Below are 22,882 nucleotides of genomic sequence, written 5' to 3'. Positions count from 1 at the left end.
GAGAGCTGGTTGCTGACATCCTAGATCAGGCCCTGCAGCGTCTCTGTCACCTTCACCGACGCATCGGCATTGTTGCGCGCGTCGAGGATGAGGGTAGCGCTGCGGGCGACCGCCTTGACCGATTCCTGCGCAGCACCCGAGGCCTCCTCGGCACCAGCGGCGATCTGATCTGCAGACTTGCGCAGCTCTTCGGCCGCCGAGGCCGATTCCGCGACGCCCGCCGAGAGCTGGTTCGCCGCCGTGGCGATGCGCTCGGCCGCCTTCTGGTGCCGCGCGAAGGAGCGCGCCTGACGCTTCTGCGCCTCGGCCACGAGCCTGACCCCGCCGGCATGCGATTCCTCGTGGTTGATGAACGATCCGGGCGTGGTCCGGACAGCACTTTTCTTCGTGAGCGCCATCGGCCTCATCCTTCCTGATAGTGATGGGTTTCGTTGCTGCGGTCGAAAGACGGCTGCCACGCGAACCGGATCGACTTCCCGTCGATGCCAAGGCCGCATCGGTCCTCAGCGCTTGATCGGCCAACGTGGCGGCATCAGCAACTCATAGGAACGAAGGCTTGCGCAAGCCTGTTTTACTTTTAAAATATACTTGTAAGGAAATATTCTAATCTGATATTATGATTTTACGTCGTAAAATAAATACAACTTACGAAAAGTTACGCATATAATTACTTTAATGGGGAGGGATGGCATTATAGCCCCCGTCGATCGCGGCGCCCTCCTCGCACCGGTCCGAACGCGACCGGAAACTGCGCCGCGCGCGCCCGGGACCCACGACGCGTTATCGACCCGCGTTCACGCCGGGCGCTTGAGAAGGCCGTCGATGAAGATATCGAGGAGGCGCATGACGTTGGCTTCCCAGCCTGGCCCCTTCCCCATCATCGACATCCCGACCAAGGCATGGAGCACGTCCTCCGGCGCGACGTCGTGGCGGATTTCGCCTGCGGTCACGGCTTTCCCGAGAAGCAGTCCGATCGCCCGCGTCAGGTGCTCGAAGGAAAAGGCGTAGACGTCGGACGACTTGTCCACCGCCAGGGCCAGCGCCGTCAGCATGCCGTGCTTGGTGGCGACCAGCTGGATGCCGCCGCGCGACCATTGCCGCAGGGCCTCGACGGGATCGGGCCCCTCTGAAAGGCGCTCGGCAAGACGCGCCAGCTCCTCGACCTCCCGGCGGTACACGGCCTCGAAAAGCGCCTCGCGGGTCGGGAAATGCCGATAGAGGGTGCCGATCCCGACCCCGGCGCCCCGCGCCACCGCCTCGAGACTGGCCGCGGACCCGCCGCAGCGGAACACGTCAACTGCGGCGGCGAGCAACCGCTCCCGGTTCCGCACGACGTCGGCCCGCGGCTTGCGCATTCCCTTCTCCGGTTCGCTTGCCATCTTACAGTTTGGAACTCCTCGAAGCTTGTAAGCGGAGGCACCCTCCGTATATGCTCTGCGAACGTCGCACGGGGATCCGTGTGGACGTGTTTTGGAGGCCGACCGTGCAAAAGTCACGGGCGGTCCCGGTTGATACCGCACGAGACGGGGGAAAGCATGGCCCACTCCATCCGACTGACCATTAACGGGGAGGAGCGGCGGATCGACCTCGACGATCCCCGCGTGACGCTCCTCGACCTCCTGCGCGAGCGGCTGGACCTCACGGGGACGAAGAAGGGTTGCGACCGTGGGCAGTGCGGCGCCTGCACGATCCTGGCAGATGGCCGGCGGATCAACTCCTGTCTCGCGCTGGCGCTGAGCTACGACGGCGCCGAGATCACCACCATCGAGGGCCTGGCGGAGAACGGCACGCTGCACCCGGTGCAGGCTGCCTTCATCGAGCACGACGGCTTCCAGTGCGGCTTCTGCACGCCCGGCCAGATCATGAGCGCCGTAGGCCTTCTCGCGGAGAACCAGGCGGGCGGGGACCCTGAGCGGGTGCGCGAGGGCATGAGCGGCAATCTCTGCCGCTGCGCCGCCTATGCCGGCATCACCGAAGCGGTGCTGGAGGCCGGCCGCCGGATGGCCGCGTCGGCTGAGGAGAAAGCGGCATGAGAAACTTCGACTACGTGCGGGCAATGAGCGTTGCCGAGGCGGTGGCCGCCGCGGCAGGGCCGGATACAGCTTTTCTCGCCGGCGGCACCAACCTCCTCGACCTGATGAAAGGCGACGTCGCCCGCCCCGGCCGTCTCATCGACATCACCCATCTGCCGGGCCTCGACAGCATCGAATGGCAGGCGGACGGATCGGTGCGCATCGGCGCCCTTATGCGCAACGCCGACCTCGCGCATGACCCGCGCTTTGCAGCGGCCTATCCGGCCGTCGCCGAGGCGCTCCTGTCGGGAGCGTCCGGACAGTTGCGCAACGCCGCGACGGTCGGCGGCAACGTGATGCAGGAGACCCGCTGCCGCTATTTCTACGACACCACCAGCGCCTGCAACCGGCGCCAGGCCGGCAGCGGCTGCGACGCGCTCGGCGGCGAAAACCGCTTGCATGCGGTGCTTGGCTGGAGCGAGGCCTGCATCGCCACGCACCCTTCGGACTTCTGCGTCCCCCTCGCCGCGCTCGGCGCGTTGGTGGAACTGGAAGGCGCGGCGGGTCGCCGGCAGGTGCCGATGGCAGACTTCCACCGCTTGCCCGGCGACACCCCGCAGGACCGGACTTTGTGCGCACCAGGTGAGATGATCGTTGCCGTCCTGCTGCCGCCGGACGCATCGGCCTTTTCCGGTCACTCGCGCTACCTCAAGGTGCGCGAGCGGACGTCCTATGCCTTCGCCGTCGTGTCCGCCGCGGTGGGCCTCGATCTTGAGAATGGGCGCATCCGCGCGGCACGCATTGCGCTCGGCGGCGTCGCCGCACGCCCCTGGCGCTGCACGGCGGCCGAGGCGGTGCTCGTGGGCCAGACGCCGGGCGCCGAGGCCTTCGATCAGGCCGCCAAGGCCGCGCTCGAGGGGGCCACGCCCTTCGGCGACAATGCCTACAAGATCGTGCTCGCCGAGCGCATCGTTGCGCGCGCACTGCAGCTCGCGGCAGCCGGCACACCGGAGCGCCTTCCGGCGCTTCCGGCCTCGCCCTTCGCCGCGCAGTCCAAAGGGGACCTCCATGTCTGAGATGACCTTGAACGAGACCGGGCCCCGCCGGCGGCACGGCTCCAACATCGGGCAGCCCCTCACCCGGCGCGAGGGCGTCCTGAAGGTGACGGGGGCTGCGACCTTTGCGGCCGACAATCATCCGGCCGGCATGCTCTATGCGGTGGTCGCCACCAGCGCGATCGCCCGCGGCCGCGTCACCTTCCTCGACGAGGCGGCCGCGCGGGCGCATCCGGGCGTCGTCGAGGTCTTCACCCCGGCAAACCGCCCGCCGCTGGCGTCCGATCCGGACGAGAAGTCCAACCCCTTCATGTTCCGGATGGACCTCCTGCAAAACGCCAGCGTCCGCTATCCTGGACAGGCGATCGCGCTGGTGGTGGCAGAGACGCTGGAAGCGGCGACCGAGGGCGCCCTGCTTCTTGCCCCGCGCTACGAAGCCGAGCCGGCGCGCACCGGCCTCGACGGCGCCGAAACCTTCTCGCCCGACGTGGTCGGGGCGGGCAACCCCGCTTTTGAGGAGACCGGCGACCTCGAGGGCGAACTCGCCGCGTCGGCCCACCGCATCGAGGCGGTCTACGAGACGCCCGCGCAATACCACAACGCTATGGAGCCGCATGGCGTCGTCGCGCGCTGGGAGGGCGACACCCTCTCGCTGGACATGCCGACGCAGGCGCTCGGCATGGCCCAGCAGCGCATCGCCGGACTCTTCGGCATCGCGCCGGGCGACATCCACATCCGCAGCCCCTTCCTCGGCGGCGGTTTCGGCTCCAAGGGCTTTCCGGCCGGACCGCAGGTGCTCGGCATCCTCGCGGCGCGCGCGCTCGGCCGTCCGGTCAAGCTGGTGCTGCGCCGGGAGCAGATGTACGGCCCCGTCGGGCACCGTGCCCCGACGCGCCAGGCGATCAGCCTCGGCGTCTCCGAGGACGGGGCGCTGCGGGCCATCGGCAACCACACCCGCACCGCCTCCAGCACCTTCGACGACTTCCTTGAGCCGGCGGCGAGCGTTGCCCATACGCTCTATGCCAGCCCCGCCATCCGCACGAGCTACGAGGCGGTGCGGCTCGATACCGGCACGCCGCTGTTCATGCGCGCGCCGGGCGAGGCCACGGGATCGATCACCCTGGAGAGCGCGATCGACGAGGCCGCCTTCGCGGTCGGGATGGATCCGCTGGATTTCCGGCTGAAGAACTACGCCGAGGTCGAGCCGATCTCCGGCAAGCCGTTCTCGTCAAAATCCCTGCGCGAATGCTACCGGCTGGGCGCCGAGCGCTTCGGATGGGAGGGTCGCCCGGTCGAGCCGCGCGCGCGCCGCGACGACGCCGGCCTCCTCGTCGGCTCGGGCGTTGGCACGGCGACCTTTCCGGCGCTGATGTTCCAGGCCAATGCCCGCGCCACCATCCACCGCGACGGCACCGGCCTTGCCGAGATCGGCGCGCAGGACATGGGGCAAGGCGCCTGGACCGCTCTCGCCCAGATCGCGGCGGACGCGCTGGGCCTCGGGATCGACGAGGTGGAGTTTCTTTCGGGGAGTTCCGACCTTCCCGATGCCGGGATCGCGGGCGGATCGGCGCACACCGCGACCGCCGGCATGGCGCTGCACTCAGCCGGCGTCAACGTAATCGCCAAGCTCGCCGAGATCGCCACCACCGACGAGCGCTCGCCGCTGTTCGGCGCCGGCAATGTCGGAACCGTCGCCATCGACGGGTGCCTCGTTCGGCGCGATGACGAGAGCCGGGGCGAGAGCTTTGCCGACATCCTGCAGCGCGCCGGCCTCGACCTCGTCACGGCGGAAGGCAAAAGCGCCGGCGATCCCGCGGCGCAGGAAGCCTATGCCATGCATGCGCATGGCGCGGTCTTCGCCGAGGTGAAGGTCGATCCCGATCTCGGGCAGATCCGGGTGACGCGCCTCGTCGGCGCTTTCGCGGCCGGGCGCATCATCAACCCGAGGATGGTGGAGAGCCAGCTTCTCGGCGGGATGGTCTGGGGCGTGTCCTTCGCGCTGCACGAAAAGGCGATCACGGACGCGCGCTCCGGCCGCATCCTCAACGCCGATCTCGCGGAGTACCACATCCCGGTAAACGCCGACGTGCCGTCGATGGAGGCGATCCTGGTGCACGAGGACGATCCGCACGTAAATGCCCTCGGCATCAAGGGCGTCGGCGAGATCGGCATCACCGGCACGGGCGGCGCCATCGCCAACGCGATCTGGCACGCCACCGGCAAGCGCATCCGCCGCTTCCCGATCGGCCTCGCCGATCTTCTCGACTAAGCCGGCGAGCCTCCTGCGACGGAGCGGTTCGCGCCGTCGCAGGAGGATTTTCGTGCGTTAGAGAGACGAAGCGCGGGACGGTAGAACCGCCCCGCCCTGTTTCGGGGTCAGCCGATATCGGCGTAGGTGCATCCGGCCTTTTCGAGGGCCTTGTCGACCCAGGACCGGTCGACCGTGCCGGCATCGGTCTCCTCCATCTGCCGCGTCTCGGCAGCGTGCTTCTTCTGCGCCCCCGCGAGCACGGCGGCGGTGTCGCCGCGGGCGACGGCAAGGACGCCGTCCATGTCGCCCAGCATCAGGTCGCCCGGCGCGATGGTCATGCCGTCGAAGGCGATGGGGTAGCCGATCTCGCCAGGACCGTCGCGGTAGGGGCCGCGGTGGTTGATGCCGAGGGCAAAGACGGGAAGGTTGCGGACAAGGAAGGCCTCGGCATCGCGCACCGCACCGTAGAGCACGAAGCCGGCGACGCCGCGCTTGATCGCATGGGCCAGCATCAGCTCACCCATCAGCGAGTTGGTGAGGTCGCCGCCGGCGTCCATGACGATGATGTCGCCGGGCTCGGCCATGTCGATCGCCTTGTGCAGCATCAGGTTGTCGCCCGGGCGCGAGCGGACGGTGAGCGCCGGCCCGGCAAGATTGCCGTCCTTGTGCATGGGCCTGAGGCGAGGGCCGGCGGAGGCGAGGCGCGACATGGAATCGCTGACATTGGCGACCGGGAGCGCACGAAAGGCCTCGACGGTGGCGGCGTCGACGCGGGTCCAGTGGCGGTTGATTCTGAAGCCTACGGGCATGGTGGCACTTCCTGTTGGGGTCGGGAGATCAGGCGGCGAGAGTATCGGGATGCGACAGGCTGGCGGCGTCCGGCGCCTTACCGTCGAGCACGTCGATGATGTGGCGGGCGGCAATCTCGGCCATGGCGCGGGCCGAGCCGGTGGTAACGCCGCCGATGTGCGGGGTTGCGACCAGCGTGCCAAGCGGCCAGAGCGGGCTGCCTTCCGGCGGCGGCTCGACCGCAAAACTGTCGAGCGCAGCGCCGGCAATGCGCTTTGCGGCGAGCGCCTCGGCCAGCGCCGCCTCGTCGATGATGCCGCCGCGGGCGGTGTTGACGATCAAGGCGGTCGGCCTCATCAGCGCCAGCCGGCGGGCGTCGATCATATGCCGTGTCTCAGTGGTCAGCGGGCAGTGCAGGCTGATTATGTCCGCGGCGGCGACGAGGGCGTCGACGGTCTTCGCCTCGGTATAGCCGGCAGCCAGGATCGCCGCGGACGACATCGGGTCGTAGACAGTGACCTCCATGCCGAGCGCCTCGGCGAGCCGCGCGGTGTGGCGGCCGATGGCGCCGAAGCCGACGAGGCCGATCAGCGACCCCGCGATGTCGCGGCCGATGAAGGTCGGCTTCGGCCATTCGCCGGATTTCACCGCGCGGTCGAGCGGCAGGACTTCCTTGATCAGCGCCAGCACCAGGGCAATGGCGTGCTCGGCGACGGCGAGCGAGTTGGAGCCGAGCGAACGCAGCACCGGAATGCCGCGGGCGTGGGCGGCGCGCAGGTCGATATTGTCGATGCCGACGCCATGCTTGACGATTACCTTCAGCTTCGGCGAGGCGGAAATGACGAGGTCGTTGACCTTGCCCTGGCGCACCATGATGGCGTCGACGCCAAGGTCGCGCGCCCGCTCCGCCACGACTTCCGGCGCGTCATAGGGCGGCGAGAAGAACACGTCGATGTCGTGGGCGTTGAGGAGGGCGATGGCGCTCGGGGCGATCTGCGTGTGGGTCACGAGGATCCGGCGGCTGCGGCCGCTGCCATTGGGTGTGTCGCTCATGGCGAGGGCTCCTTTACGGAAAAAGGGTCTAGCGACGTTCGGACAAAGCGATGACGGCTTCGGCGCGCGCGGCGATCGGCGCGTCGATGAACCGGCCCTCGAGGGTGAAGGCGCCGGTGCCCGCGGCAGCAGCCGCAGCATTAGCGGCGACGACCTTCCGGGCCCAGGCGATCTCCGCCTCGGACGGGGCGAAGGCCTCGTTGAGGACGGCGACGACGCTCGGGTGGATGCAGCTCGCACCGTCGAAGCCGAAGTCGCGCGCCTCGCGGGCGGCGAGCCTCAGGCTCTCGACGTCGCTGTAATCGGCGACCGTGCGCAGAAGGCCGAAGGAGAGGACGCCCGCGGCCTTCGCCGCCATGTGGATCATCTGTTTCGGCAGCTTCAGCACCTCGGGCGTCGGCTGGGCCCCCATGGCGGTGGCGAGGTCCTCGGCGCCGGCGCTGAGGGCGAGCACGCGGGGACCGGCCGCGATCGGCCTTGCGTCGAACACCGAGCCCGGATCCTCGATCAGCGGCACGAAGACCATCGGCTTGCGGCCGAGCTCGGCCTCGATCGGCGCGATGTGGCGGACGATCGCATCAAGAAGGTCCGGCGTAGTGACCTTCGGGATATAGAGCCCGTCGGCGCCGGCGCGGCAGGCGGCGGCTGCGTCCGGCAGCAGGCGCTCGTCAGAATTGTTGACGCGCACGAAGGTGATGGCGCCCTTCTGGCCGACGCTCGGCACGGCCTGCGACAGCGCCTCCCGCGCTGCGGTCTTTTCCGAGGACGCGACGGCGTCCTCAAGGTCGATGATAACCGCATCCGCCCCGCGCTCGTGCGCCTTGGCGATGAACTTCGGGCTGCTGCCGGGGACGTAGAGGAGTGAGCGGATCATACTGCTGCCTTCGTCGCCGTGGCGATGGCGGCGATGGCTTCGGCATCGAGACCTATCTCGCCGAGAATCTCGGCATTGTGCTCGCCAAGGGTCGGCGCCGGGCGGCGCCAGACGCCGGGGGTCGCGGAGAGGCGCGGCACGATGTTGTGCATCGGCAGCGAGCCATTGTCGGCATCCTCGACCTCGACGACGATGCCGCGCTCCTCGAAATGCCGGTCGGCGGCGATGTCGGCGATGTCGAACACCGGGCCGACCGTCGCGCCGGCCTCGCGCATGATGGCAAGGCCCTCGTCGCGGTCCCGCGCGGCAAACCAGGCGCCGACGGCCTCGTCGACGAGGAGGCGGTTGCGCACGCGCTCGCTGTTGGTGGCAAAGCGCGGATCGGTCTTCATCTCGGGGTGGCCGATAATGTCGAAGATCCGCATCGTCACCGCCTGCATGGAGCCGGACAGCGCGACGAACCGGCCGTCGCGGCAGCGGTAGATGTTGCGCGGCGAGACGGTGTTGGAGCCGCTGCCGACGCGCTCCTTCACCTTGCCGGTAAGGCGGTGGATTGAGGCTTCCGGGCCGAGGACGGCAAAGATCGGCTCGAGCAGCGAGAGGTCGATGACCTGGCCGTGTGCCATGCCCTTTTCGCGGGCGAGCAGCGCCATGGTGGTCGCCTGTGCGCCGAACATTCCGGAGATCATGTCGGCGAGCGCCAAAGGGGGAAGCACCGGCTCGCGGTCGGGAAAACCGGTGCGGGCGGCAAAGCCGCTCATCGCCTCGACCAGCGTGCCGAAGCCCGGCAGGTGCGCATAGGGACCGGTCTGGCCGAAACCGGAAATGCGGACGACGATAAGCTCCGGATTGAGCTGAAGCAGCGCGTCGGGGGCAAGGCCCATTTTCTCCAACGTGCCCGGGCGAAAGTTCTCGACCAAGACGTCGGCGGTCCGGATCAGCGTCCGCAGCGCCTCGAGCGTTGCCCCATCGCGCAGGTTCATCACCACCGACCGCTTGTTGCGGCCGTAGGTCTTCCAGTGCAGCGACTGGCCGTCATCCTTCCAGTCGCGCAGCGAGTCGCCGGACGGCGGCTCGATCTTGATGACGTCGGCGCCGAAATCGGCGAGCTGCAGCGTCAGCATGTTGCCGGCGACAAGTCGCGAGAGATCGACGACGCGCACACCGGACAGCGGACCGGTGGCAGCTTTGTCGAAGCGGATGACGTCTTTTTCAGTGCTCATGGGCGCCTCACTTGCCGTCCGGTTCGGCCGGGAAGATCGTCGCGGCTTCGGGCGGAATGCGGATGAAGACCTCGCCTTGCGCGATCTCCTCGGCGGTCTGGATGCGGAAGCGCGAGCCGGCGCCGGTGACCTCATACTGGTAGACCGAGCCGAGATAGGTGCCGTGCTCGATGCGGGCGGCGATCGCATTGTCCTGCGGGCCGGAGACGATCTCCAGCCGCTCCGGGCGGACGGCGACGACCAGCGTGCCGTCGGCCGCGGCGCGGCCGGGCAGCGTGCGGATGCGCGAGCCGTCGGCCAGCTCGACGTTCGGGAGCCCATCGACGTCGCCGCCGAACAGTTTGCCGGACAGGAAGTTCGACGAGCCGATGAAGTCGGCGACGAAGGCGTCGGCAGGGGTGTTGTAGATCTGTTTTGGCGTGCCGAGCTGGCGCAGGTGTCCCATGCTCATCACCGCGATGCGGTCGGAGACGGCGAGCGCCTCGGACTGGTCGTGGGTGACGTAGATGGTGGTCACCTTCAGCCGCTCCTGCAGCTCGCGCAGCCAGACCCGCGCCCGCTCGCGCAGCTTGGCGTCGAGGTTGGACAGGGGCTCGTCGAGGAGCAGCAGGCTCGGCCGGTAGACCAGCGCCCGGGCGAGCGCCACGCGCTGCTGCTGGCCACCCGACAGCTCGAACGGGAAGCGCTCGGCATAGGGCATCATCTCGACCAGCGTCAGCGCATCGCGGATCCGCTCCTCGCGCTCGGCCTTGCCCATTTTCCTGAGCTTCAGCGGAAAGGCGAGGTTGTCGGCGACGCTCATGTGCGGCCAGAGCGCATAGCTCTGGAAGACGAGGCCGATGTCGCGGTGCTCCGGCGCGACGGAGATGCCCTTGGCGCCGTCGAACAGCACCTTGTCGCCGATGCGAATGGTGCCGGACGTCGCCTTGTTAAGGCCGGCGATGGAGAACAGCGTCGTCGACTTGCCGCAGCCGGAGGGGCCGAGAAGGGTCAGGAATTCGCCCGACGGCACAGTGATAGAGACATCGTTGACGGCGGTGACGTCGCCATACTGGATGGTCAGACGGTCGAGGACGAGATCAGCCATAGATCTTGGCTCCCAGTACGCGGCGCGCCAGAAGCACGAAGACCGCGGTGATGACGACTTGGATGGTGGCGAGGGCCGAGACCGGGCCGTTGTCGCCCTGGGCGACCAGCTGCAGCATCGTGGTGCCGATGATCTCGGAGCCGGGCTGGTACAGGAAGACCGCCGTCACGTATTCCTTGAAGAAGTGGATGAAGAGGAGCGCGAAGCAGGAGAACAGCGCCGGCTTCAGGATCGGCAGGATGATCCGCGTCACCGTCGTCCACCAGTCCGCCCCCGAAATGCGGGCGCCGCGGTCGAGCTCGTCGCCGACCTGCGAGAGCGCCGGTGCGATGGCCCCGAAGCCGACCGGGATGTAGCGCAGGATGAACGCCAGCATGAGAATCCAGATCGTGCCGCGGATGACGTCGAGACCGGGAATCCAGACCACGGCATAGAAGAAGCCAAGGCCGGCAATGATGCCCGGCAGCGAGCGCGGGAACAGCGCGACATATTCCAGCGGCCGGGCGAAGCGGAACTCCGAGCGCCGGGCGACAAGGGTGATGATGGCGATGAAAAACGTGCCGACGACGGCGCCGACGAGCGAGATCAGCACCGAATTGCCGATCGAGCGCATATAGGAACTGGAGTTGAAGATCAGCTCGAAATTTGCCGTCGTCATCAGCTTGTAGAAGGGGATCAGCGGCGTCAGGAAGGTGACGCCCGCCCGCATGAAGATGCCGGCGAAGATCGCGACGATGGTGGTGAGGACGTAGAAGGCGACCACGGCGAAGGCGACCCAGCGCCAGGGGCCGAGGTCGAGCGTCGAGGGCCGGGTTGCCTTGCCGCGCACCGTGACGAAGCGGCCGCTGCCCTTCATCAGCCGTCCCTGCAGCCAGACGAGGAAGCCGACGACGAGGAGGAGGATCAGCGAGGCCGCGCCGACGATGCCGTAGTCCGGCTGCACGGCGGCGTTGATGCCGCGGTCGTAGAGGAAGGTGGTGATGGTGTTGATGCCGCTCGGCGCGCCGAACAGCAGCGGGATCGCCAGCATCTCGATGCCGATGACGAAGTTGAGGACGGCGGAATAGATGATCGCTGGGCGCATCATCGGCACGGTGACCGACCAGAGCGCGCGGAACGGGCCGGCGCCGGCCGACCGGGCGGCATCCTCCAGCGAGGCGTCGGCCTTGGTGACGGCGCCGAGGCACATGAGGTAGGCGAGCGGCGCCTGGCTGAGGCCGGCGACGATGCCCATGCCGGTGATGGAATAGAGGTTCCAGGGGATCGTGCCGATCCAGCCGCGCACCGCGAGCGAGACATAGCCGGACGGGCCGTACATGGTGAACCAGCCGAAGGCGATCACGAGGTTCGACACGAACAGCGGCCAGAGCAGCAATTCGCCGAACAGGCGGCGGAACGGCAGGTTGGTGCGGCCGACGATCACCGCCATCACGGCGCCGAACACCTGCGCGACGACCATGGTCAGCACGGCGAAGGCCGCCGTGTTGAAGAAGATCCCAAGGATTTCCGGATCGCCGAACAGACGGCCGAAATTGCCGACGGTCATGCCCGCCGCGGTATCGTAGAGCGGCTTGTCGAGGAAGGCCTGGACGATGATCGGGGCGATCGGCCCCACCACCATCACGGTGGTGAGGGCAAAGACTCCCCAGAAGATCAGCCGCGAGCGATCGAAGCCCACGGTCGACCCCTTGTCGGCGGTCGTGGCTGTCATGGCGATGGTTTCCGGTGAAGGGTCGGGAGCGGGACGGACGTGGGGCCGTCCCGCAGCGGAAGCGCGGTTATTCGCCCTTCAGGGCGGCGTTCCACTTGGTGACGAAGGCCGGCGCCTCGTCGATCAGCTTCTTGTCGAAGCCGGCGAGGATGACGTTGTCGGGGCCGATCAGCTGCTCGATGCCCTGGAAAGTGTAGCGGACGTCAGCCTCCGCGACGTCGTCGCGGTACGGCACGAGCCCGCCCTTGCCGACGAGGGTCTGGCCGGCCTGGCTGAGGGTGTAGTCGACGAAGAGCTTTGCCGAGTTCGGGTTCGCCGCCTGCTTCGGGATGCCCATGCCGCGGAGCATGACGATGGTACCGTCGTCGGGGAAGGCGAAGCCGAGCAGTTCGCCGCCCGGCTGTTCCAGCCGCGGGAAGATGGTGATGCCGGAGACCGCGACGCCGATGACGTATTCGCCGGTGGCGATCTTCTCGTTCATCGGCCCGCCCGAGGTCTCGCCGCGGATCATCTTGCCGATCTGGCGAAGCTCGTTCCAGCCGGTGTCGCCCTTCTTGGCCATGTAGTTCCACCAGGCGGCGAGGCCGAACGAATTGCGCGCGGCGTCATAGGTGGTGATCTTGCCCTCGAAGCTCGCGGGATCGGCGACCGCCGCCGCGACCAGCGAGGCAAAGCCCTTCGGGCGCTGCTCCTCGGTCAGGAGCGCGGCATTGTAGGTGATGACCAGCGGGTCGGCCGAGAGCACGTAGACGCCAGCATAGGGATTGGCGAAGTCCGGCAGCTTGGCGAGCTCGGGGCTCTTGTAGTCGAGCATGCGGCCGTCGGTGCCGTAGTTCGCCCAGCGGTCGTTGGCGCCGGAGATGAGGACGTCGGCGGTGCGCGAGCCGCTGCCGGCCTCGGCTTCCCAGCGTGAATGCACGGTGCCGGAGCCGAGATCGAGGGTCTCGATGTTGATCCACGGATAGGCCGCCTTGAAGCCAGCGATCACCGGCTGCCAGTTATTGTCGGCCATGTTCGAGTAAATCACCAGACCCTTTTCGGCCTTGGACGCCTCGATCGTGGCGGCATAGTCAGCGGGATAGCCCGCCGGCACGCCTTGCGCCGAGGCGCCGGTGGCAAAGCCCGCGACTGCGGCGCCGACGACGAACGCGGCCAGTTTCTGCTTAAACATTCTAATTCCTCCCAGGGTTCTTGCTGCTTGTCCGGCTCCGCCGCGCCAGCGCCTCCGATACGAGGCGGGCGGTCTCGACGACGATGCCGGTGATCCCGGGGACGTTGGCCTCGATGCGGTCCCGCGGCCCGGAAATGTTGATGGCGGCGACCACCCGTCCTTTGGCGTCTCGAACCGGCGCTGCGATGCCCGCAGCGCCCTCGACCACGCCCTTAAGGTTGACGCAGAAGCCGTCCACCCGCGCCGCCGCGACCGTCGCCGCCACCTCGCCGCGCAGCTCGGGCGCCAGATGGCCGAGATAGGCGTCGAAGTCGGACGGCTCGAGCCCAGCCAGCATCACGATGCCGCTCGCCACCTGGTGCGCCTTGCGGAGTTTGGAGATGTCGCGGTCATAGCGGATCTCGCGGGCGGGCAGCACCTTGGTGAGGTAGCGCACCTCCTGCTTCTCGGTGATCGCCAAGAACCCGGTCTCGTTCGAGGCGGCGACCGCGTCACGCAGCGGCGCTTCCGAGAGCCTCAGAATGGTGCCCCAGGCCTCGCGGCCGGGACCCGCCTCGCCGGGCAGGCGGATAAGCAGATAGGTGCCGTCGCCGAGCCGCTCGAGATAGCCCCGGTCGGCCAGCTGGCGCAGCAGCAGGAGCGTGCTGCTCTTTGGCAGGTCCAGTGCCTGGACGACGGCCGCCAGCGAGACGGCGCCCGCCTGCAGGGCGAACCATTCGAGCATGTCGAGAACGCGTTCCGACCCTCGTCCACTCACTTTAAATCCCCCCGCCGTTCATTATTTTGAACATATTCATTACAATGAACGTACGGGTGGCGGGACACCCTGTCAACCGCAGCGGGAAACTCGGCGAAATTCCCGCGGAACGGCTCGGGCATGTCGGCCTCCTGCAGATGGCGCCATCGCCGCTCGGGTCCTCTTCAGCCGTAACGGCGGGATGTGATGCGCCCGCATGGTTCAACGAAGCCATGAAGCGCCGGAGCTCCGACCAGCCCGAGCCGCGCTTTCGCATGTCCACCCTCCCCCATCCGCAGGCCGGCGCCCTCTTCCGCCAAAAGCGCCCGTATGCTCTACGCGGCCGCATCGGCTAGCCCAGCCGACATCGTGCATGCGGGACGCGCAGAGAACCCGCAGGGGTCGGCGGGACTGGTCCGCGTCGCATGATCGAGTAAACTCGGCGCCGGGATCCCTGGCAGCAGGCGCCGCTGCAAGGGCTGCTGGCGCCTACAGAAGGCGGCTGTTCCTGGCGATGGCAGGGCACCTCGCCACGGTGCCAAGCGCCCCAAACCCACAGGATGCTGGAAATCCGATGACGATGCTGCAAGCCTTCACCCTCGAGACCGTCCACCGGCTGCCGGACAGGCTGTCGACACGCCAGCGCTTGCGATTGTGCCGCCATTCTTCTGACGCTGTGCTCCGCCTTGAAGGGACTGGCGATGCCTGCAGCGGTGTTGTCGCCAATGTCGTCGACGTATCCAACGTCAAAACCGCCTCCGGGCTGGTTCCCCTGTGCCGGCAGGTAGCAACGCCAGCAAACGAGGCGTGCTGAGATGGCGGCAACCGGCGAAACCGCCCTCGTCCTCTTCTCCGGCGGACAGGATTCCACGACCTGCCTCGCCTGGGCACTCGAGCGCTTCGACCATGTCGAGACGGTCGGCTTCGACTACGGCCAGCGCCACCGCATCGAGCTCGACGTCCGCCCGTGCATCCTCGACAGGCTCAGGCGCGAGTTTCCGGAATGGGGGGCAAAGATCGGCGAGGATCACCTCATCGACATGGGCGTCCTCGGGCAGATCAGCGACACCGCGCTGACCCAGACGTCGGAAATGGCCATGCAGGCGAATGGCCTGCCGAACACCTTCGTGCCCGGGCGCAACCTTCTCTTCCTCGGCTTTGCCGCGGCGATCGCCTACCGGCGCGGCGCCAAGCACCTCGTCACCGGCGTCTGCGAGACCGACTATTCCGGCTATCCCGACTGCCGGGACGATACGATGAAGGCGATGCAGCTTGCCCTCAATCTCGGGTTGGAAAAGCGCTTCGTCATCCAGACGCCGCTGATGTGGATCGATAAGGCGCAGACCTTCGCGATGGCCGAGGCCCTCGGCGGCGACGTTCTGCTCGATCTCGTCCGGGAGGAGACGCACACTTGCTACGCCGGCGACCGCACGCACCGGCACGACTGGGGCTATGGGTGCGGCGACTGCCCGGCCTGCCAGTTGCGGGCGCAAGGCTGGGAGCGCTTTCGAGCCTCCGCCGCAAGCTGATTCCGGACGTGTCCCGCGCGGCATGGCACTCGGCGGCCGGGACGGGCTTCCCCCGGCGGTAAAGCGAACCAGCCCGCTTGGACGCCAGCCACAAGCCTCAGAAGCGGTAGCGGAGCGAGCCGATGACGTTGCGGCCCTCGTCGAGGTAGCAGTAACCGGACGAGCAGTTGGCCTCGCGCTTGTCGAAGAGGTTCTTGGCGTTGATCTGCGCGCTGACGCCCTCGAACTTCGGGTTCGCCTTGCCGAAGTCGTAGGACAGCGAGGCGTCCACCAGGATGCGCTGCTCGTTGCGGAAGGTGTTGGTGTCGTCGCCGAAGCTTTCGCCGACATAGCGCAGGCCCGCGCCGAAACCGAGCCCCTCGGCCGCCCCGCTCTGCACGGTGTAGTCGCTCCAGACCGAGACCTGGTGCGCGGGAATGCCGGAGGGGAACATGCCCTCGTTGTTGCCCGCCGTGATCTCAAGATCGAGGTAGGTGTAGGCTGCTGTGAGGTTCAGACCGGTCATCAGGCTGGTCGTCGCCTCCAGCTCGAAACCACGGGACTCCACCTCGCCGCGCTGGATTTGACCCAAGAGATTATCGGGATCCTGTGCGAGGACATTGCTCTGCCGAATGCGGAACAAAGCGGCGTTGACGGCGAGGTTGATGTCATCCGGCGCGTATTTGACGCCGATCTCCTCCTGCTCGCCCTCGGTCGGCTTGAAGGTCGCGCCCGTCGCGCTGCGCCCGATGGTCGGCGCGAACGAGGTGGAATAGCTGACATAGGGCGAGATGCCGTTGGCGAAGAGGTAGGCCAGACCCGCCCGGCCCGAGAACTTCTCTTCGTCCTGCTCGCTGCCGAGCGCGTTGATGTGGTCGAAGTTCTTCGTGGTCAGCCAGTCGTAGCGTCCGCCGAGCGTCAGGACGAAGCGCTGATATTCCATCTGGTCCTGCAGATAGAGCCCGGTCTGGCTCTGCTGCGTCGTCGTCGACACCAGGTCGAGAGACGGCGTCGCGATCGCCTGCGCGCCGTAGTTCAGCCGGACGAGGTCGAGATCCGGCGCCGGCCCGAAACCGAAGGCGTCGTCGACATCGACATAGGAATAGTCGACCCCGCCGAGCAGCGTGTGCTTGACCGGGCCGGTGTCGACATCGATCTGCGCCTGGTTGTCGACGACGAAGGAGTCCAGTGCGTCGATGATGCGCCAGGCCGAGCGGCTGGCCGTCAGCCGGTCCGCCGAGATGCCGTCGATCTGGGTGTACTTCACGTCGGCGTCGACATGGGCGTAGCGCAGGTTCTGGCGCACCGTCAGAGTATCGTTGAACCGGTGCTCGAACTCGTAGCCGATGCGGCCCTGCTTGCCGTCGAAGTCGCCGAGAGCGGGATCGCCGGACTCCAGACCGGTGATCTTGCCGTTTTCGTTGACGAAGGACGCGTTGCCGCCGGTCGTGAAGTCCATGTACTCGCCGAGGACGGTGAGTTGGGTGTTGCGGTCGTCGGAGCGCAAGGTCAGCGCGGGCGCGATGAAGACACGGTCGTCCGGCGCACTGCGGAGATCGGTATCGGCGTCGCGGGCGAGCCCGGTAATGCGGTAGAGGACGTTGTCGCTGCCGCCGAGCGGCCCCGAGGCGTCGAAGCTTGCCTGGGCACGGCTGTTGGAGCCGATCTGCGTCTCGATCTCGCGGAACGGCGTGTCGGTCGGCCGCTTCGAGACGAGGTTGACGATGCCGCCGGGCGAGCCGCCGCCGTAGAGGACCGAGCTCGGACCCTTGAGGACGCTGATGCCCTCGAGGCCGTAAGGCTCGGTCTTGAAGATCGAGAAGTTGCCGGTGAGCTCGCGCAGGCCGTCGCGGTAGACGCCGGTATAGGTCACGTCGAAGCCGCGGATGTAGAAGCTGTCGAAGCGCGGATCGAAGCCGAAAGCGCCGACGCGGACGCCGGGCGTATACCCCAGCGCCTCCTTCAGCGTCTGGACCTTGCGGTTCTCCAGCTGCTGGCGCGAGACGACGTTGACGGTCTGCGGCACCTTCTTCAGCGGCGTGTCCGTCTTCGTCGCGACCGTCGCCGACCGGGCGACGGCGCCGTCCGTCTGCAGCCCGCCGCCTTCGCCGTCGCCCATCGTCGCACCGCCAGCGCCGGCTTCGAGCGTCACGGCATCAAGGACGATCGTGTCCTGAGCAAGGGCCGCCGATGCTCCGACCATGGTGAGGCAGGAGCAGCTGAGCAGCGTGGCGCAGAGGATGCGCGTCGGACGATGGTATGGCGACATGATCGGATGGGTCCTGCTGGCAACGGCTTGATGCCGGGTGCCAGCACGGTTAGAAAAACATGATAACGAGAGTCAACATTAATCAGCCGGCCGTGATAGCCCTGAGACGGGCACAAACGGCGAAAGCTTTCCTTTCGTCAGGAACTTGGGCCTGTTCAGGGCTCGAGCAGCCCGGAATGAAAATCCGCCACTGCGGCAAGAAGGACACAAGTATTGGACCCGTTCCAAACAGCCACCGAAGGCCGGCGAGCCCTCCTCTCCAATACGCAGATCTTCGATCTGACGGGAGAGTGCGGCGATGTCTGGCGGCTTTTCGTCTACCTTCCGAAAGGTGAGGCGCCGCCCGGTGGATGGCCACTTCTCGTCCTCACCGACGGCAATGCGGTGATCGCCACCGCCGTCGACGCGCTGCGTGTCCAGGCGGCCTACCCCATGGGGACGGATGTCCAGCCCGGCGTCATCGTCGCGGTCGGCTATCCCCGTGACGAGGCCTATGATCCGCTGCGGCGCTCCTATGATCTCTCGCCGCCGCCCGGCCGGACCTACCCGCCGTTCACCGAGAGGGGACCCGACGTCGTCACGGGCGGGGCGGACCGGTTCCTGCGCTTCATCGAGCGCGAGATGCTGCCGTTCGTCGCGACGCTCGCGCCGGTCGACCCGGCCCGGCGAACCCTCTTCGGGCACTCCTTCGGCGGGCTCTTCGCCTTGCATGCCCTCTTCTCCAGCAGCACGACATTCCAGCGCTTTGTCGCGGCCAGCCCGACCATCTACTGGGAGGACGGCCTGCTGCTGGAAAGCGAGGCCCGGTTCGCCGCCGCGGAGCAGGCCCGCGACATCGAGGTCCATCTCTCCGCCGGGGAGCACGAGGGCGAGACGCTGGCGCCGTTCCAGTACGGACGTGACGATACGGACAAGCGGCTCGAGCATGCCCGGATCGCACAGACGCTATCGCTGACCCAGGCCATGGCCGCGCGCCTCGCCGCTCTGCCGCACCTACGGCTGGCCTATGAGACCTATGCCGGCGAAACCCATATGACGATGCTGCCGATCGCAGTCTCGCGCGCCGTCCGCGTCGCCTTCCGCATCTCGGAATAGCGCATCCAAAAAGATAGAGCGTCCTTTGTGCGTCCTGACGGACGCACGGCGCTCTAGAGCGGCACTGCGACGCCGATGGCCGATCCCGGCCGCGGCAGCACTTCCATCGCCATGCCGTAGACGCTGTCCAGCACCGGCGGCGACATGAAGCCTTCAGGCGTCTCGTTCGCGACGAGGCGTCCGCCGCGCAAGGCGACAATCCGGTCGCAGAAGCGGGCGGCCATGTTGACGTCGTGCAGCACGACGACGACGCAGAGCGAGCGCTCGTGCGAGAGGCGGCGGATCAGGCTGAGGATGTCGATCTGGTGCGCCACGTCGAGGGCGGAGATCGGCTCGTCGAGGAGGAGGCATCCGGCATCCTGCGCCACCAGCATGGCGAGCCAGACCCGCTGGCGCTCGCCGCCTGACAAGGTGTCGACGTCCCGCTCGGCAAGCTCGAGCGTTCCCGTCCGCTCCATCGCGCCTTCCGCCTCGGCGGCGTCGCCCTCGGTGAAGCGGCCGAGGGCGCCGTGCCAGGGATAGCGGCCGAGGCGCACGAGTTCGCGGACCCGCAGCCCGGTGCCGGTCGGCAGGTCCTGCGGCAGATAGGCGACGCGCCGGGCAAAGTCGCGTGCGCCCCACGCGCCGAGCGGACGCCCCTCGAAGCGGAGAGTGCCGCCGGTCGGGCTGTTCTGGCGTGCCAGCATCTTCAAAAGCGTCGACTTTCCGGAGCCGTTCTGGCCGACGAGGCCGATCACCTCGCCATGCGGGAAGGACAGCGTCAGCGGCGCGAGGATGGTGCGGCCGTCTGCCTCGAAGCTGACGGCATCGAGTTCGAAGCCTGTCCGCGACATTTTCGTCGCTGGCGGGACGGGAACAGCAAGGTTCATTGCGTGCGCCTTTGCAGAAGCCAGAAGAGAACCGGCGCGCCGACCAGCGAGGCGACGAGGCCGGTGGGGAGCTGGAATGGGAAGGCGACGACGCGCGCCAGCCAGTCCGCCGCGATGAGGATGGCGGCGCCCGTGGCGGCGCTGAGGAAGAGTGCCGGGGCCATGCCGCGAACGCCGACAAGGCGCACGAGATGCGGGGCGATGAGCCCGACGAAGGTCAGCGGACCGACGACGGGGGTGGCCACCGCCGTCGCCAGCGCCGCGAGCGCCAAAAGGAGAAGCCGGCTGGCGCGCACGCCGAGGCCGAGACTGCCGGCGGTGGCGGGGCCGAGCGTCAGAAGGACGAGCGGCCGGCCGGTCGGGAGGGCGATCAGCAAGACGAGCGCGGCAGCGCCCGCCGCCATCAGCGCGCCGAAAGGCTCCACCGTCGTGGTCGCGCCCGCCATCCAGGAGAGCAGCTGTACCGCGCGCGGATCGCCGCCGGCCGACAGGACGCCGATCACCGCATCGAGCAGCGCCGAGATGGCGATCCCCGCCAGCAGCATGCGCTCGGGCGCAAAGCCGGAGCGGCGTCCGAGCAGGAGAATCACGAGCAGCGTCGCGAAGGCGCCGGCAAAGGCGGCGAGCACCGTGCCGCCGGGCGAGAGGCTGCCGGCGGTGAACAAAGCAATGGCGACGGCAAAGGTCGCGCCGGCGCTGACGCCGAGAATTTCCGGACTGGCCATCTCGTTGCCCGTCAGCCGCTGCAGCACGAAACCGGCCAGCGCGAGAAGAACACCGGCAGCGCCAACCGCCAGCACCCGCGGCCACCGCCAGGGCAGGATCGCCGACAGGTCGGACAGGCCAAGCCAGTGCCACCCACCCGCTGGCGACCGCCCAAGGAGCAGCGCTGCGGTGACCAGCAGCAGCAAGCCGCAGACCATCGCGGCGACGACGGGGCGTGACCTGTTCCCGTCGCCGATCGCCCGTGGCGCCCGGGCCTGCCGGGTCGGAGGCCGCAGACCCGCCTGCAGGCGCGGCAGAAGCCAGAGCAGGATCGGCGATCCGAGCAGCGCCGTCACGGCGCCGGTCGGCACGAGATCGGCGGACACGCCCGCCGCCAGTTGGACCGCGAGATCGGTCAAGAGCAACAGCAGCGCCCCGATCACCCCGGACCACAGAAGGCGGGCGGAAAAGTCGCGGGCCCCGGCCAGCCGCGCCATGATCGGCGCGACCAGGCCGACGAAGCCGATCACGCCGACGGCGCTGACGGTGACTGCCGAGAGCGCCACCGCCAGCGCGACCGCGCAGAGCCGCAGGCGCGCCACCGGCAGGCCGAGGCCCCTCGCCGCCTCATCGCCGAGCTCGATCAGCGACAGTGGACGCAGGAGGAGAAGCGTGAAGGGCGCGGCGATCGCGAGTCGTACGGCGAGGTCCGCGGCCGGGGCCCAGCTCTGCTGGCTGAGCGAGCCGCTGCCCCAGATAAACAGGCTGACCAGCCAGCGGCTGTCGATCAGCGTCAGCACCGAGGCGAGCGCCCCGCAGTAGAGCCCAACAAGGAGACCCGACAGGACCAGCGGCACCGGGGCGAGATCCTGCCGACGCGCGAGCGCGAACACCAGCGCTGCCGCGAGCGACGAGCCGAGGAGCGCCACGAGGTCGCGCCCCCAGCCGAGCAGCGCCGGGGCGAACAGCGTGGCGAGGGCGAGCGCCAGCCGCGCGCCGGCGTCGATGCCGAGCGTCGTCGGCGAGGCCAGCGGGTTGCGCAGCGCCTGCTGGAGCAGTGCGCCGGCGGCGGCCAGCGCGGCGCCGCACATCACCGCCATCGCGAGGCGCGGCAAGGTGGAGTGGAGGAGGACGAGGCGCTGCGGATCGTAACCGGCCGTGCCCGAGCGCCACAGCGCCGGGAGATCGGGACCAAGGAGGATCGCGGCCAGGACGAGGGTCGGCAGCGCGAGCGCGAGGGCCAGGAGCGCGGGTCCGCGCCGCTGTCTCGGAAGGCCGGCGACCGGCATGGCGGCGGTCACGCGCTGCCCTCCAGCGCATCGAGCAGCAGCGCGGCGAAGCGGCGGGCCGACGGCACCCCGCCGAACACCAGCACCGGCGGCAGGACGGGCACCGTGCCGCCGCGCACGAAGGGCAGTTCGCGCCAGAGCGGGCTGTCCGGCAAGGTCGCGGCGACGTCGCCGGGCATGTAGTCGGCGACGGCGAAGGCGTCGCCAAGCGCGACCAGGTGCTCGAGGCCGACGGTCGAGAAGCCCCAGAAGTTGGCGGGCTTCTCCCAGGCATTGCGAAGGCCGATGCGGTCGAGAACGTCCTGGTAGAGGCCCGGCCGCCCGGTGACGCGGACGTGGCGCGGGTCGATGAAGGAGAGGACGGCAACCGGGCGGCCGCGAAACCGCCGGGCGCGCTCGGCGCAGACGTCGAAGAAGCGCTCGGTGTCGGCAAGGTATCGTTCGGCCTCGAGCGCCCGGCCGGTGAGCGCGCCGACCTCCCGCACCGCCGCCATCGCTTTCGGCAGCGGCGAGCCGCCCTCGGAATAGACCGTGATGCGTTTGACCTCGGCAATCCGCGACAGGCGCTCTTCGGCCAGTCCGACATAGTCCGTGGTCAGGATCAGATCGGGCCGGAGGGCGGCCAGCAGTTCCATGTTCGGATCGAGACTGGCGCCAAGGTCCACCGTGCCCGGCGCCAGCGGCGGCTCGGCGACCCATTTCCCCCAGTCGTGGGCATCGGAGATCGCGACCGGCGGACAGCCGAGAACGATGAGGGTCTGAGCGAGCGCGTAGTCGAGCGTCGCCACCCGCAAGGTGGAAGCATCGGACGATCGCGCGCGCAGGACGAACGGGGAAGCGAGAAGCGCGGAGAGCAGCGCGCGACGGCAAAGATCCGGCGTTCGCGCCGGGCTGTCGGGCGACAGCTCACCCGTGGCAGGCGGCACTCCGTGTCGCTTGGGAATGACGGATATCCGCGAACCTGGCGTCATCAAGATCTGGTATCCCCGATCAACCCTTCGAGCCCTAGGCCCTCCAGCGCTGGTCGAACAATAAGTAGAGTGTGCTAGTCAAGTTTATTGTGAGCTTCAGCGCCGATGATGAACCGGCGGCGGCCCAGTCGCGGGTGTGCCCGGGACGTAGGCCAAAAGCCCGTTTGCAGCGTCATCGCCTGCGGGAACAATCGGTTTTACAGGAGGCCTAAGA

At 68.1% G+C, this 22,882-nt stretch carries 20 protein-coding genes; 6 read left to right on the top strand and 14 right to left on the bottom strand.

The window, feature by feature from the left end:
* Positions 1-20: 20 nt before the first annotated feature.
* Both ACZLZY_RS14150 and ACZLZY_RS14145 read right to left on the bottom strand, forming a co-directional pair.
* Entirely contained in the window at positions 21-398 is a 378-nt protein-coding gene (locus ACZLZY_RS14150; RefSeq protein WP_472934856.1) for a hypothetical protein, read from the bottom strand.
* Positions 399-794: 396 nt separating this feature from the next.
* Positions 795-1,379 (bottom strand): TetR/AcrR family transcriptional regulator, encoded by a 585-nt coding sequence (locus ACZLZY_RS14145; protein WP_472934855.1) that lies wholly within the window; start codon positions 1,377-1,379, stop codon positions 795-797.
* 156 nt (positions 1,380-1,535) lie between these two features.
* Between ACZLZY_RS14145 and ACZLZY_RS14140 the strand changes: the two genes are divergently transcribed.
* From ACZLZY_RS14140 to ACZLZY_RS14130, 3 genes are read left to right on the top strand one after another with little or no spacing between them, the layout of a single operon-like run.
* Positions 1,536-2,033: a (2Fe-2S)-binding protein gene (locus ACZLZY_RS14140; RefSeq protein WP_472934854.1), complete on the top strand. Its 498-nt coding sequence runs from the start codon at positions 1,536-1,538 to the stop codon at positions 2,031-2,033.
* Complete coding sequence (locus tag ACZLZY_RS14135; protein WP_472934853.1) at positions 2,030-3,088, top strand: FAD binding domain-containing protein; 1,059 nt, start codon at positions 2,030-2,032, stop codon at positions 3,086-3,088. Before ACZLZY_RS14140 ends, ACZLZY_RS14135 begins: the two co-directional genes overlap by 4 nt.
* The gene (locus ACZLZY_RS14130) at positions 3,081-5,336 is read left to right on the top strand and encodes a xanthine dehydrogenase family protein molybdopterin-binding subunit (protein WP_472934852.1); all 2,256 of its coding nucleotides are present in this window, start codon (positions 3,081-3,083) and stop codon (positions 5,334-5,336) included. Before ACZLZY_RS14135 ends, ACZLZY_RS14130 begins: the two co-directional genes overlap by 8 nt.
* Positions 5,337-5,443: 107 nt before the next feature.
* On the opposite strand, the gene ACZLZY_RS14125 is transcribed toward ACZLZY_RS14130, so the two are convergent.
* The 8 genes from ACZLZY_RS14125 to ACZLZY_RS14090 all read right to left on the bottom strand — a co-directional run bounded on the left by ACZLZY_RS14125 (position 5,444) and on the right by ACZLZY_RS14090 (position 13,983).
* Complete coding sequence (locus ACZLZY_RS14125) at positions 5,444-6,127, bottom strand: RraA family protein (RefSeq protein ID WP_472934851.1); 684 nt, start codon at positions 6,125-6,127, stop codon at positions 5,444-5,446.
* A gap of 28 nt (positions 6,128-6,155) precedes the next feature.
* On the bottom strand, positions 6,156-7,160 hold the full coding sequence (locus ACZLZY_RS14120) for a hydroxyacid dehydrogenase (protein ID WP_472934850.1): 1,005 nt from the start codon (positions 7,158-7,160) through the stop codon (positions 6,156-6,158).
* 28 nt (positions 7,161-7,188) lie between these two features.
* Positions 7,189-8,034, bottom strand: a complete 846-nt coding sequence (locus ACZLZY_RS14115) for an HpcH/HpaI aldolase/citrate lyase family protein (protein ID WP_472934849.1) — start codon at positions 8,032-8,034, stop codon at positions 7,189-7,191.
* On the bottom strand, positions 8,031-9,257 hold the full coding sequence (locus ACZLZY_RS14110; protein ID WP_472934848.1) for a CaiB/BaiF CoA transferase family protein: 1,227 nt from the start codon (positions 9,255-9,257) through the stop codon (positions 8,031-8,033). Before ACZLZY_RS14110 ends, ACZLZY_RS14115 begins: the two co-directional genes overlap by 4 nt.
* Before the next feature lie 7 nt (positions 9,258-9,264).
* Positions 9,265-10,344 carry an ABC transporter ATP-binding protein gene (locus ACZLZY_RS14105; protein ID WP_472934847.1) on the bottom strand — a complete coding sequence of 360 codons (1,080 nt, stop codon included), beginning with the start codon at positions 10,342-10,344 and terminating at the stop codon, positions 9,265-9,267.
* Positions 10,337-12,055: an ABC transporter permease gene (locus tag ACZLZY_RS14100; RefSeq protein ID WP_472934846.1), complete on the bottom strand. Its 1,719-nt coding sequence runs from the start codon at positions 12,053-12,055 to the stop codon at positions 10,337-10,339. Before ACZLZY_RS14100 ends, ACZLZY_RS14105 begins: the two co-directional genes overlap by 8 nt.
* 67 nt (positions 12,056-12,122) lie before the next feature.
* A complete protein-coding gene (locus ACZLZY_RS14095) occupies positions 12,123-13,226 on the bottom strand; it encodes an ABC transporter substrate-binding protein (protein ID WP_472934845.1) in 1,104 nt (367 codons plus the stop codon).
* Position 13,227: 1 nt separating this feature from the next.
* Positions 13,228-13,983, bottom strand: coding sequence for an IclR family transcriptional regulator (locus ACZLZY_RS14090; protein WP_472934844.1), 756 nt, complete (start codon positions 13,981-13,983; stop codon positions 13,228-13,230).
* A 553-nt stretch (positions 13,984-14,536) separates the two neighbouring features.
* Between ACZLZY_RS14090 and ACZLZY_RS14085 the strand changes: the two genes are divergently transcribed.
* Both ACZLZY_RS14085 and queC read left to right on the top strand, forming a co-directional pair.
* On the top strand, positions 14,537-14,776 hold the full coding sequence (locus ACZLZY_RS14085; protein WP_472934843.1) for a hypothetical protein: 240 nt from the start codon (positions 14,537-14,539) through the stop codon (positions 14,774-14,776).
* A gap of 1 nt (position 14,777) precedes the next feature.
* Positions 14,778-15,491 (top strand): 7-cyano-7-deazaguanine synthase QueC, encoded by a 714-nt coding sequence (gene queC / locus ACZLZY_RS14080; RefSeq protein WP_472934842.1) that lies wholly within the window; start codon positions 14,778-14,780, stop codon positions 15,489-15,491.
* 97 nt (positions 15,492-15,588) lie between these two features.
* Here the strand turns inward: queC and ACZLZY_RS14075 are convergent, their stop codons facing one another.
* Positions 15,589-17,739 carry a TonB-dependent siderophore receptor gene (locus ACZLZY_RS14075; RefSeq protein WP_472934841.1) on the bottom strand — a complete coding sequence of 717 codons (2,151 nt, stop codon included), beginning with the start codon at positions 17,737-17,739 and terminating at the stop codon, positions 15,589-15,591.
* A gap of 213 nt (positions 17,740-17,952) precedes the next feature.
* On the opposite strand from ACZLZY_RS14075, the gene ACZLZY_RS14070 reads away from it, so the two are divergent.
* The gene (locus ACZLZY_RS14070) at positions 17,953-18,834 is read left to right on the top strand and encodes an alpha/beta hydrolase (RefSeq protein ID WP_472934840.1); all 882 of its coding nucleotides are present in this window, start codon (positions 17,953-17,955) and stop codon (positions 18,832-18,834) included.
* Positions 18,835-18,887: 53 nt separating this feature from the next.
* Here ACZLZY_RS14070 and ACZLZY_RS14065 read toward each other — a convergent pair whose 3' ends face one another.
* From ACZLZY_RS14065 to ACZLZY_RS14055, 3 genes are read right to left on the bottom strand one after another with little or no spacing between them, the layout of a single operon-like run.
* A complete protein-coding gene (locus tag ACZLZY_RS14065) occupies positions 18,888-19,667 on the bottom strand; it encodes an ATP-binding cassette domain-containing protein (RefSeq protein WP_472934839.1) in 780 nt (259 codons plus the stop codon).
* Positions 19,668-19,699: 32 nt separating this feature from the next.
* Positions 19,700-21,697, bottom strand: coding sequence for a Fe(3+)-hydroxamate ABC transporter permease FhuB (gene fhuB / locus ACZLZY_RS14060; RefSeq protein ID WP_472934951.1), 1,998 nt, complete (start codon positions 21,695-21,697; stop codon positions 19,700-19,702).
* 8 nt (positions 21,698-21,705) lie between these two features.
* On the bottom strand, positions 21,706-22,623 hold the full coding sequence (locus tag ACZLZY_RS14055; protein ID WP_472934838.1) for an ABC transporter substrate-binding protein: 918 nt from the start codon (positions 22,621-22,623) through the stop codon (positions 21,706-21,708).
* Between the last annotated feature and the right edge of the window lie 259 nt (positions 22,624-22,882).

Source organism: Mesocryomonas lacus (genome assembly GCF_055730135.2).
This window is presented reverse-complemented; position numbering and strand designations above follow the sequence as displayed.